Raw genomic sequence first — 12,210 nt, forward strand, 5'->3', positions numbered from 1 at the left:
CAACCTGCTTACTTCCCGCCGATGCTCTTCAGCGGCTTCCAGTCGCCCTTCTCGACCTTGTACATCGTGATGCCGCCGTTCTTCAGGTCGCCCTTCGCGTCGTACGCGACGTGCGTCGACGTGACGCCGGCCATGTCGGTCTTCGCGAGCACCGGCAGGTACTTCGCCGGATCGGTCGAATCGGCCTTCTTCATCGCGTTCAGCATCGCCATCGCGCCGTCGTACGCGTACGGCGAGTACGTCTGCACGTCTTCGCCGAAGCGCTTCTTGTACTTGTCGGCGTAAGCCTTGCCGCCCGGCATTTCTTCCAGCGGGAGGCCGGCCAGCGATGCGATCGTGCCTTCGGCCGCGTTGCCCGCGATCTTCAGGAACGTCGGCGTCTTCACCATTTCGCCGCTCATCAGCGGAGCGGTAATGCCGAGCGTCTTCATCTGCTTGACCATCGGCGCTGCCTGCGAATCCGCGCCGCCGTAGTAGACGAGGTCCGGCTTCGCCGCCTTCAGCTTCGTCAGGATCGCCTTGAAGTCCACAGCCTTGTCGTTCGTGAATTCACGATCGACGATCGTCGCGCCGCCGGCCTTCGCGGCCTTCTCGAACTGGTCGGCGAGACCCTGGCCGTAGGCCGTGCGGTCGTCGACGATCGCGATCTTCTTCATGCCGAGATCCTTCGACGCGAACGTGCCGGCCACCGAGCCCTGCTGCGTGTCGGACGTCATCATGCGGAAGGTCGTCTTGTAGCCCTGCTGCGTGTATTCCGGCGCCGTCGCCATCGCGATTTCCGGAATGCCCGCGTTCGCGTAGATGCGCGAAGCCGGAATCGTCGTGCCCGAGTTGAAGTGGCCGAGCATGCCCTTGATGCCGTCGTCGACCAGCTTCTGGGCGACCGTCGTACCCGTGCGCGGGTCAGCCTGATCGTCCTGCGTGTCGAGCACGAACTTCACGGCCTTGCCGCCGATCTTCGGGTTCGTCGCGTTGAAGTCTTCCAGCGCGAGCACGATCCCGTTCTGCATATCCTTGCCGTAGTGCGCCTGCGCGCCCGTCATCGGCCCTGCGTAACCAATCTTCACGTCATCCGCATGAGCCGTCCCCGCCAGCGACATGACCGCGACGAACGTCGCGCCTGCCACTTTTTTCATCGTGTGTTGCATAGCATCTCCTTGGTACCAGGGTAAATGGGAGCGGCTTCGGGATCGCCTGGCCGCTTCCTTTGTTTGATCCGAACGGCAAGGATGATCAGCCGATCGTCATCAAATTCGCATTGCCGCCCGCCGCGGCCGTATTCACGCTCACCGAGCGTTCCGTCAGCAACCGCTCGAGCGCGTAGTCTTCCGCGTCGCCGTTCTCGAACGCGCCCGCCGACACGCCCTGCACCGACACGATCGGGCCCGGGCGCTGCGCGACGTCCTTCACGAGCGTCTGCAGCTCGTCGCTGTCGCCTTCGAACAGCACCGCGTCGAACGGCGCGTCGGCCTGCTTGCGCACGGCCGCGTGCGCCTTCAGCGACGCCGGCAGCGCGGCCACCAGCGCCTCGCCCGCCGCACCGGCGAACAACGCGCGGTTGCCCGTCGCCAGCACCGCCGCGAACTGCGCGCGCGCACCGCCCGGCGTGGCCGCGACACACAGCACCGTGCCGCGCGGGCCGAGTGTATACGTGTTTCGCTCGCCCGTCGGCCCGCTCAGCACGGCGGTCGCGCCGGCCGGCACCTGCGCGAGATAGCCGTCGCAACGTGCGGCCAGCGCCGGCTCGCGCTGCTCGATCAGCCAGTCGCGCAGCGTCGTGAGCGCCGCGGCCGGGTTGCCGCGCGCATCGCTTTCGGTCGCGCCGTCCGCGACCAGCGACTGCGCGAGCGAGCGCGGCAGCCCCGACGGACGCGTCGCGAGCAGGCGCTGCAGGTACAGCGCGCCGCCGGCCTTCGGGCCCGTGCCCGACAGCCCTTCGCCGCCGAACGGCTGCACGCCGACCACCGCGCCGATCACGTTGCGGTTCACGTAGATGTTGCCCACGTGCGCATTCGAGATCACGTGCGCGATCGTCTCGTCGATCCGCGTGTGGATGCCGAGCGTCAGCCCGTAGCCGGTCGCGCGGATCTGCTCCAGCAGCTTGTCGAGCTGGCTGCGGCGGTAGCGCACCACGTGCAGCACGGGGCCGAACACTTCGCGCTTCAACTCGTCGATGCTGCCGATCTCGATCAGCGTCGGCGGCACGAACGTGCCGTGCGCGCACGCGTCCGGCATCGGCAGCTGCGTGACCGCATGGCCCTTGTCCTTCATCGCCGCGACGTGCGTATCGATCGTCTGCTTCGCTTCCGCGTCGATCACCGGGCCGACGTCGGTCGACAGCCGGTCCGGGTTGCCGAGCGCGAGTTCGTGCATCGCGCCCTTGAGCATCGTCAGCGTGCGGTCCGCGACGTCGTCCTGCAGACACAGAACGCGCAGCGCCGAACACCGTTGACCGGCCGAGTCGAACGACGACTGCATCACGTCCGCGACCACCTGCTCCGCGAGCGCCGACGAGTCGACGATCATCGCGTTCTGGCCGCCCGTTTCGGCGATCAGCGGAATCGGCTTGCCGTCCGGGTCGAGGCGCGCGGCGAGCGTCTTGTTGATCAGGCGCGCGACTTCGGTCGAACCGGTGAACATCACCGCCCGCGTGCGCGGATCGGCGACCAGCGCCGCGCCGACGGTCTCGCCCGTGCCCGGCAGCAGCTGCACCGCGCCGGCCGGCACGCCGGCCTCGCGCAAGAGGCGCACGGCTTGCGCGGCGATCAGCGGCGTCTGTTCGGCCGGCTTCGCGAGCACCGTGTTGCCGGCGGCGAGCGCCGCGGCCACCTGGCCCATGAAGATCGCGAGCGGGAAGTTCCACGGGCTGATGCAGACGACGGGGCCGAGCGGACGGTGCGTGTCGTTCGAGAATTCGCCGCGGATCTGCGCGGCGTAGTAACGCAGGAAGTCGACCGCTTCGCGGATCTCGGCGATCGCGTTCGGCAGCGACTTGCCGGCTTCGCGCACGATCAGGCCCATCAGCGTGTGCATCTGCGCTTCGAGCAGGTCGGCGGCGCGCACCAGGCAATCGGCGCGCGCATCGACCGGCGTCGCCTGCCAGATCGGCGCGGCGGCCACCGCGTGCGCAAGCGCCGCGCTCACGTGTTCGGACGTCGCTTCGCTGACCGTGCCGACCACGTCGCGCTGGTCGGCCGGGTTGCGCACGTCGCGCGCCGGGGCGTCGGCGAGCGCGTCGTCGGCGAGCATCGGCGCCGCGCGCCACGGGTGGTGCGCACTCGCGAGCAGCGCGGACGACAGCGACGCGAGACGGTGTTCGTTCGACAGGTCGAGGCCCATCGAGTTGGGGCGCTCGTCGCCGTACAGGTTGCGCGGCAGCGGAATCTTCGCGTGCGGCGCGCCGAGCGGGACGACCTTCGACGCCTCGTCGACCGGATCGGCGACCAGTTCCTTCACCGACACGGTCTTATCGGCGATACGGTTCACGAACGACGTGTTCGCGCCGTTTTCCAGCAGACGACGCACGAGGTACGCGAGCAGCGTCTCGTGCGTGCCGACCGGTGCGTACACGCGGCACGGACGGTTCAGCTTGTCGCGGCCCGTGACTTCCTCGTACAGCGGCTCGCCCATCCCGTGCAGGCACTGGAATTCGTACTGGCCCGGGTAGTAGTTCTGGCCCGCGAGCTGATAGATCGCGGCCAGCGTGTACGCGTTATGCGTCGCGAACTGCGGATACACGGCGTCCGGCGCCGCGAGCAGCTTCTTCGCGCAGGCGAGGTACGACACGTCGGTGTAGATCTTGCGCGTGTAGACCGGATAGCCTTCGAGGCCGTCGACCTGCGCCCGCTTGATTTCGCTATCCCAGTACGCGCCCTTCACCAGACGGATCATCAGGCGGTGACGGCTGCGGCGCGCGAGATCGATCAGGTAGTCGATCACGAACGGGCAGCGCTTCTGGTAACCCTGCACGACGAAGCCGATGCCGTTCCAGCCCGCGAGATCCGGGTCGAAGCACAGCGCCTCGAGCAGATCGAGCGACAGTTCGAGACGGTCGGCTTCCTCCGCGTCGATGTTCAGCCCGATGTCGTAGCGGCGCGCAAGCAGCGCGAGCGCGCGCACGCGCGGCAGCAGCTCGCTCATCGTGCGGTCCTGCTGCGAGCGCGAGTAGCGCGCATGCAGCGCCGACAGCTTGATCGAGATGCCCGGGCCTTCGTAGATGCCGCGGCCGCCGGCCGCCTTGCCGATCGCGTGGATCGCCTGTTCGTACGACGCGTAGTAGCGCTGCGCGTCCTCTTCGGTCGTCGCCGCTTCGCCGAGCATGTCGTACGAGTAGCGGAAGCCGCGCGCTTCGTACTTGCGGCTGTTCGCGAGCGCTTCGGAAATCGTCTCGCCGGTGACGAACTGCTCGCCCATCAGGCGCATCGCCATGTCGACGCCCTTGCGGATCAGCGGCTCGCCGCCGCGGCCGATCAGGCGCGTGAGCGCCGACGACAGGCCCGCTTCGCTGTTGGTCGTCACGAGCTTGCCGGTGATCATCAGCCCCCAGGTGGCCGCGTTCACGAACAGCGACGGCGCGTGGCCGACGTGCGAGCGCCAGTCGCCCTTGCTGATCTTGTCGCGGATCAGCGCGTCACGCGTCGCGCGATCGGGAATGCGCAGCAGCGCTTCGGCGAGGCACATCAGCGCGACGCCTTCCTGGCTCGACAGCGAGAACTCGTGGATCAACCCTTCGACGCCGCCGCCCGAGCTCTTCTCGCGCAGCGCCTCGACCAGCTTCGTCGCGAGCGCCTGCACGTCCGCCTGCAGGTTCGCGGGCAGACGCGCCTGGCCGAGCAGGAACGGCACGCACTCCGGTTCCGGCCGGCGGTACGCGGCCGTGATCGCCGCGCGCAGCACCGATTGCGGCTGCACGTTCTGCGCGAACTCGAGGAACGGATGCGGCGAGTTGTCGTCGTCGCCGTCCCCAGCATGACCGTCGGCGAGCTCCGTCACGCCGCTGTGGCCCGACAGCTCGGGCGGCAACTGGCCGTGCTCGATCCGTTCGAGATACGCGAAGATCGCCTGCTTGATCAGCCAGTGGGGAGTGCGCTCGAGACGCGCTGCCGCCTCTTTCAGGCGCGAGCGGAGAAGGTCGTCGACTTTGACGCCGAGAGTGGTGCTTGCCATGGTGGGTTCGTGCGCCGGTGCGAGCCCGGCAATGTGGTGTAAGAGGATGCGCGAAATCCTACGGCACGCAATAAAAAGGTGCAACCAAATTGAGACAAAGGTTGCACCCGTAAGTTAGTCAATATAATCAGTCACTTATGTGGTTGCAACCTAGGGGTTGCCCGTGGTCGGAGGCTCGGTGTTTTCCCTGATCGGGCCGATTCGACGCGCGCGTGCAACCTCCGGCATGCGCGGAAGCAGCCGAACACGGGTTGCACTGGGAGGTGTGACGCGCGGCACGGTGCCGGCATCGGATAGGCGACGGAGGGGTTGGCACCAGCAGCCCACGGAGGGTCGCGGCCCGGCATGCGACCGACGACGGTTCGGGTACCCGATAGCCCGGGCGTCCGCTATCGGGCGGCTCCGCGCGACGGCCGCGCGGGCGCCGCTCAGATATCGAGCGGATCGACCTCGACGCTCCACCGCAGCACGCCCTTCAGCGCGCGCAGTTCCGGTTGCCACGCGCGCAGCGCGTGCTGCAGCGCCGCCCGCGACGCGCTTTCGAGCAGCAACTGCGCGCGGTGAACGTTCGCGACCTTCACGATCGTCATCGGCACCGCGTCGTACACGGTCACGCGATCGGCGCCCGGCAGCCCCGGCAATGCGGCCGCGGCCTGCAGCAGGAACGCGAGCGCGGCGTCGAGCGTGCGTCCTTCGGCGCGCAGCAGCGCCTGGTAGACGAACGGCGGCAGATGCGCGTCACGACGCTCGGCGAGCGTCGAATTCGCGAAGCCCACGTAGTCCTGCCGCCCGAGCGCGTGGTACAGCGCGTGACGCGGGTAGCGCGTCTGCACCATCACCTCGCCCGGCAGGCCGGCGCGCCCCGCGCGGCCGCTCACCTGCATCAGCTGCGCGAACAGCCGCTCGCTCGCGCGGAAATCGTGCGAGAACAGCGCGGTATCGGCATTGAGGACCCCGACGAGCGACACGCGCTGGAAGTCGTGCCCCTTCGCGATCATCTGCGTGCCGACCAGGATGTCGACCTCGCCCGCGTGCACGTCGGAAAAAAGCGCCTGCGCGCTGCCCTTGCGGCGCGTGCTGTCCGCGTCGATCCGCAGGATCCGCGCGCCCGGCACCGCTTCGGCGAGCGCCTCCTCGATGCGCTGCGTGCCGCGCCCGAGCGGCGCGATGTCGACGTTCCCGCACTCGGGGCACGACCGCGGAATCCGCGCTTCCCAGCCGCAGTGATGGCAGCGCAGCGCATGCTCGGGCTTGTGCAGCACGACGTACGCGCTGCAACGCGGGCAACCGGCCACCCAGCCGCATGCGTCGCACGCGAGCTGCGGCGCGTAGCCGCGCCGGTTCAGGAACACGAGGCTCTGTTCGCCGCGTTCGAGCCGCGCCTTCAGCGCCGCGACGAGCGGCCCCGACAGCCCGCCCATCGACGCGCGCCCGCGCCGCCGTTCCTCTTCGAGATCGATCAGCCGCACGGTCGGCAGCGTCGCGTCGGTCACCGCGCGGCGCGACAGCGTGAGTCGCGTGTAGCGTCCCTGCTCGGCTTGCCACCAGCTCTCGAGCGACGGCGTGGCCGAGCCGAGCACGACCGTGATGCCGAGCTGCTTCGCGCGCCACACGGCCAGGTCGCGCGCCGAATAGCGCAATCCTTCCTGCTGCTTGTACGCGGGCTCGTGCTCCTCGTCGACGACGATCAGCGCGAGCGTCGGCATCGACGCGAGCACCGCGAGGCGCGTGCCGAGCACGATCCGCACGCGGCCCGTGTGCGCGGCGAGCCAGTTGCGCGCCCGCTCGCCTTCGGCGAGCCCGCTGTGCAGCGTGACGATCGCATCGTCGGCGAGCGCGCCGGCGAAGCGCGCGCGAAACGCGGCCTCGAACTGCGGCGTCAGGTTGATTTCGGGCACGAGCACGAGCGCCTGTGCATCCGGCCGCGCGTCGAGCAGCGACGCGAGCGCATGCAGATAGACCTCGGTCTTGCCGCTGCCCGTCACGCCGTGCAGCAGGAACGGCGCGAAGCCCTGCGCCGCGCGGATCGCGTCGAGCGCCTCGGCCTGCTGGTCCGTCAACGCCGGCGGCACAGCCCGTCCACTGCTTGTCGACAGGTTATCCACAGAGTTGGCCACAGGCATATCGGTCCAGCCGATCTCCTCGACGTCGACCCACCCGCGCGCCGCCCAGTCGTCGAGCGTCGCAGCCGCCTTCGGATGCAGCGCGCGCGCGTCGGGCAGCGTCAGCGAACCGGTATCGACCAGCGCCTGCGCGAGCCGGCGCAGCGCGGCGCCGCGCGCGGGCAACGCGTCGGGCAGCGCCGCGCGGCCGGCTTCGGTCGGCCGGTAGCGCACTTCGGGTGCGAGCAGCCGCCCCCAGCGTCCGGCGTCGCGCAGCGCCTGCGGCAGCGCCGGCAACGCGACTTCGCCGCGCCCGCGCTGATAGTAGTCGGCGGCGAACGACACGAGCGCGAGCCAGTCGGCCGACAGCGGCGGCAGCTCCGTGCAGATCGCATCGACCGCGCGCACCCGCGACGGCGGGACATCGGTGTGAGTGGTGACTTCGCAGACGAGCCCGACGGCCTGCCGTTTGCCGAACGGCACCTGCACGAGCGTGCCGGGCACGGGCGTCGGCTGCGCGTCGCAGCGATAGTCGAACAGGGTCGCGAGCGGATGGTCGAGCGCCACGCGCAGGTAGGTGCCGCTCATCCGCGCGCTCCGGCAACGGCGGTGCGCGGCATACGGACGGCCTGCATCCACGCCCGCCTCGCGACAGCGAACTTAAAGTAAAACGTCAGATTCGGCGCTAAGTTTTGGATTCGCATTAGGAATCGCCGTATACCCTGCCCAGCCTGTGGATAACTTTGTTGAGAACTCGCCGCTCAACGGCCGCAACGCGCGCCGGGCCGTGCTTTCCGCTGTTTTTCGCCGCTTCCGGCGGTGCCCCGCGGAGCCTTATTCCATAAGGCTGCTATTCAAATTACCTCACCATAGCGAGACAAATTGACCGACACGGGGCTCTACCGCGCTGCAACGTGGAAAATGTGTATAAGTCAAGTCTTGACAAGCACCGAATCGGCATCGGGAGCGGGATTGCGTCCTGTTTAGTTTCAAAAACGAAACATTTTCATCCCGCGGCGCAGCATGCCGGCGCTTGCGTTCAGCCCGCCGCTCCGCTACGGATCGCACGGCTGTGGGTATGGACTTCGTCGACGAGTTCGGCGACGTGATCGGGCGACGTGAATTGCGAGATGCCGTGCCCGAGGTTGAAGACGTGGCCCGGATGGTTGCCGTAGCTGTCGAGCACCGCGCGCGCCTGTTCGCGCACCGCGGCCGGCGGCGCGAACAGGATCGTCGGGTCGAGGTTGCCCTGCAGCGCGACGCGCCCCGCGACGCGCTCGCGCGCGGCGCCGAGGTTGACCGTCCAGTCGAGCCCGACCGCGTCGACGCCCGTGGCCGCGATTTCCTCGAGCCACAGCCCGCCGCCCTTCGTGAACGTGATCACCGGCACGCGCTCGCCGTCGTGCTCGCGCTTGAGCTGCGACACCACGCGGCGAATGTAGTCCAGCGAAAAGCGCTGGTACGCGCCGTCGGCCAGCGCGCCGCCCCACGTATCGAAGATCATCACGGCCTGCGCGCCCGCTTCGATCTGCGCGTTCAGGTACGCGGCCACCGCCTGCGCGTTCACGTCGAGGATTCGGTGCATCAGGTCCGGGCGCGAATACGCCATCGACTTCACCGTGCGGAAATCGTCCGAGCCACCGCCTTCGACCATGTAGCACGCGAGCGTCCACGGGCTGCCCGAGAAGCCGATCAGCGGCACGCGCTGACGGCCCTGGCCGTCGGTGAGCGCGCGGCGGATCTCGCGCACGGCGCCCGTCACGTAGCCGAGCGTCTCCTCGATGTCCGGCACCGCGAGCTTCGCGACGTCGGCCTCGGTGCGCACCGGATGCGCGAACTTCGGCCCTTCGCCGACCTGGAAGTCGAGGCCGAGCCCCATCGCGTCGGGAATCGTCAGGATGTCCGAGAACAGGATCGCGGCGTCGAGCGGGAAGCGCTCGAGCGGCTGCAACGTCACTTCGGTCGCGTAGTCGGGGTTCTTCGCGAGACCGAGGAAGCTGCCGGCGCGCGCGCGCGTCGCGTTGTATTCGGGCAGATAGCGGCCGGCCTGGCGCATCAGCCAGATCGGCGTGTAGTCGGTCGGCTCGCGCAGAAGCGCACGCAGGAAGGTGTCGTTGAGCAGGTTATGGGCCACGGTAGGAGCGACGAAGCGAAGACAAAGCGGCATTTTACCGGACAGCCGCGATCGGGCTGCGCACGCCGATGCGATGGCGGCCATATGACGCGCGCGATGGCTCCGTTATGATCGGACGCTCATATCGAACGAAACGAAGGAGGAGACCGATGAAGACATTCGCCACGCTCGCCGCACTCGCCGCAGCCGCCGCGTTTTGCTGCACTGCCGCGCGCGCGCAGGGCGCGGCCCCGGCGGCGCCAGCAACAAGCGCCGCGGCGGCCGGCTCGCGGCTCGACGACGTGCTCGCGCGCGGCACGCTGCGCGTGTGCACGACGGGCGACTACAAGCCGTATTCGTACTACCGCACGGATGGCCGCTTCGAGGGCATCGACATCGACATGGCCGAATCGCTCGCGAAATCGCTCGGCGTGAAGACCGACTACGTGAAGACGAGCTGGCCGAATCTCACCCGCGACTTCATCGCGAAGTGCGACATCGCGGTGGGCGGCGTGTCGACGACGCTCGAGCGCCAGAAGCGCGTGTTCTTCACGCAGCCGTACGTGGTCGACGGCAAGACGCCGATCGTGCGCTGCGCGGATGTGGACAAGTACCAGACCGTCGCGCAGATCGACCGGCCCGACACGCGCGTGATCGTGAATCCGGGCGGCACCAACGAGCGCTTCGCGAAGCAGTTCTTCACGCATGCGAACCTGACCGTCTATCCGGACAACGTGACGATCTTCAAGCAGATCCTCGCGGGCAAGGCCGACGTGATGGTGACGGACGCCTCCGAGACGCTGCTGCAGCAAAAGCTGAATCCGGGCCTCTGCTCGGTGCATCCGGACAAGCCGTTCCAGTTCGGCGAGAAGGCGTACATGGTGCCGCGCGGCGACGTCGTGTTCCAGCAATACGTCGACCAGTGGCTGCATCTCGCGCTATCCACCGGTGAATACCAGGCAATTGCCGACAAGTGGCTGAAGTAAGCAGGCCCGCGTCACGGCGGCCGATCGCGGGCATCGATCCCGCGGCCGCCGGGCGCCGACGTCCCGCGCGGGGCGGCGGCCGGCATGCCGCCGTTACACCTTGCCGTCGCGAGCCGCGGCCTTCCAGCGGCCCGAAACCCGCCGAATTGGCCGAACGGCCGACTTCCACGCATGCCGATCACGTTTCAAAATCTTTCTGACGAATGAATCGTCATGCGCGGTATCGGTCGGGCCGTGCCCGTTCGCGCGTGAAAATCGGCAATTCATCGCGCCCGATACGCGTGAAAAACGCATCGCGCGCATACCTCGAAAACACAGCGGAAAAGATGGGTAAATATGACCTTTTTCAGGATCCCGAAAACAGCAAAAAATCCCGGAAAGCCTTATCTGACGGGCGTTACAACCTGAAACACTTTGTTACCGCCATGGGTCATTAATTCGCCCACAATGGGCCTCAACGGTTTCAACACGGATGCGGTCTCGTGTGCCAAGTGTGAGCGGACGCGAAGCGCTGCGAGCCAGTCGGTCACGTACCGAAGCCCTTCCGAGGGGCATCCCTGTTGGAGTCGTTTCCGGCTCCCCGCCGGATCCGGTTTCATCTTTGGTCTCCTCGCGCTAACCCCGTAGCGTGTGGTTTTTAGCGGGCTAATAAGCCCGCTTTTTTTCGTCCATCGAAAACGTAGCGACCCGCGAGCCGCCCCGTTTTTCCCGCATTTTCCCGTGCCGTCCCGCTTCAAGCGGTTTTCTGCACGTCGAGCTTCAGTTCCTCGATCATCCGCTCGCGCATCACGAACTTCTGCACCTTGCCCGTCACCGTCATCGGCAGCTCGTCGACGAAGCGGATATAGCGCGGAATCTTGTAGTGCGCGATCTGCCCGTTGCAGAACGCGCGCACGTCGTCCTCGGTCATCTGCTCGTTCGCGCGCAGCACGATCCACGCGCACAGCTCCTCGCCGTACTTCGCATCGGGCACGCCGAATACCTGCGCGCTCTGGATCTTCGGATGGCGGAACAGGAATTCCTCGATCTCGCGCGGATAGACGTTTTCCCCGCCGCGAATCACCATGTCCTTCAGGCGGCCCACGATGTTGCAGTAGCCGTCCGCATCGAGCGTCGCGAGGTCGCCCGTATGCATCCAGCCGTCGACCAGCACTTCACGCGTCTTCGCGTCGTCGCCCCAGTAGCCGAGCATCACCGAATAGCCCTTCGTGCACAGCTCGCCCGTGGCGCCGACCGGCACGATGTTCCCGCTCGGATCGACGATCTTCACTTCGAGATGCGGCTGGATGCGGCCGACCGTCGTCGTGCGCTTTTCCAGCGGATCGTCGGTCGAGCTCTGGAACGACACGGGGCTCGTCTCCGTCATCCCGTACGCGATCGTGATTTCGGACAGATGCATCTGCGCCACCACGCGCTTCATCGTTTCGATCGGGCACGGCGAGCCGGCCATGATGCCGGTGCGCAGCGTCGACAGGTCGAATGTCGCGAATGCCGGATGATCGAGCTCCGCGATGAACATCGTCGGCACGCCGTGCAGCGCGGTGCAGCGTTCTTCGGCCACCGCCGCGAGCGTCGCGACCGGGTCGAACGCTTCGCCGGGAAACACCATCGCGGCGCCCGTCGACACGCAGGCGAGCACGGCCAGCACCATCCCGAAGCAGTGATAGAGCGGCACCGGGATACAGAGCGAATCCTGTTCGGTGAAACGCATCGCCATCGCGATCGAGCGCGCATTGTTGACGACGTTGCGGTGCGTGAGCGTCGCGCCCTTCGGGCTGCCGGTCGTGCCGCTCGTGAACTGGATGTTGATCGGATCGTTGGCGTCGAGCGTCGCGCCGATCGC

The 12,210-nt window shown here is 67.6% G+C and carries 6 protein-coding genes; 1 reads left to right on the top strand and 5 read right to left on the bottom strand.

From position 1 onward, the window contains the following. Positions 1 to 8 precede the first annotated feature (8 nt). The 4 genes from AC3IFE_RS10725 to hemE form a co-directional block, all read right to left on the bottom strand. The gene (locus AC3IFE_RS10725) at positions 9 to 1,148 is read right to left on the bottom strand and encodes a branched-chain amino acid ABC transporter substrate-binding protein (protein WP_011546793.1); all 1,140 of its coding nucleotides are present in this window, start codon (positions 1,146 to 1,148) and stop codon (positions 9 to 11) included. An 85-nt stretch (positions 1,149 to 1,233) separates the two neighbouring features. Beyond that, positions 1,234 to 5,166: a trifunctional transcriptional regulator/proline dehydrogenase/L-glutamate gamma-semialdehyde dehydrogenase gene (gene putA, locus AC3IFE_RS10730; RefSeq protein WP_489190500.1), complete on the bottom strand. Its 3,933-nt coding sequence runs from the start codon at positions 5,164 to 5,166 to the stop codon at positions 1,234 to 1,236. Positions 5,167 to 5,594: 428 nt separating this feature from the next. Then, entirely contained in the window at positions 5,595 to 7,856 is a 2,262-nt protein-coding gene (locus AC3IFE_RS10735; RefSeq protein WP_489190501.1) for a primosomal protein N', read from the bottom strand. A 451-nt stretch (positions 7,857 to 8,307) separates the two neighbouring features. Beyond that, a complete protein-coding gene (gene hemE / locus AC3IFE_RS10740) occupies positions 8,308 to 9,402 on the bottom strand; it encodes a uroporphyrinogen decarboxylase (RefSeq protein WP_279609113.1) in 1,095 nt (364 codons plus the stop codon). Between the two features lie 149 nt (positions 9,403 to 9,551). On the opposite strand from hemE, the gene AC3IFE_RS10745 reads away from it, so the two are divergent. Continuing rightward, a complete protein-coding gene (locus tag AC3IFE_RS10745; protein ID WP_489190502.1) occupies positions 9,552 to 10,367 on the top strand; it encodes a transporter substrate-binding domain-containing protein in 816 nt (271 codons plus the stop codon). A 733-nt stretch (positions 10,368 to 11,100) separates the two neighbouring features. Here the strand turns inward: AC3IFE_RS10745 and AC3IFE_RS10750 are convergent. Further along, positions 11,101 to 12,210, bottom strand: a 1,110-nt coding sequence (locus AC3IFE_RS10750; RefSeq protein ID WP_489190503.1) for an AMP-binding protein, incomplete at its 5' end; no start/stop codon positions are given.

The organism is Burkholderia sp. APQ4-4ca, assembly GCF_057837105.1.

Excerpts from the sequence above, each read along its gene's own strand:
- putA (WP_489190500.1), bottom strand. The coding sequence starts at position 5,166 with ATGGCAAGCACCACTCTCGGCGTCAAAGTCGACGACCTTCTCCGCTCG.
- AC3IFE_RS10735 (WP_489190501.1), bottom strand. The coding sequence starts at position 7,856 with ATGAGCGGCACCTACCTGCGCGTGGCGCTCGACCATCCGCTCGCGACC.
- AC3IFE_RS10745 (WP_489190502.1), top strand. The coding sequence starts at position 9,552 with ATGAAGACATTCGCCACGCTCGCCGCACTCGCCGCAGCCGCCGCGTTT.
- AC3IFE_RS10725 (WP_011546793.1), bottom strand. The coding sequence starts at position 1,148 with ATGCAACACACGATGAAAAAAGTGGCAGGCGCGACGTTCGTCGCGGTC.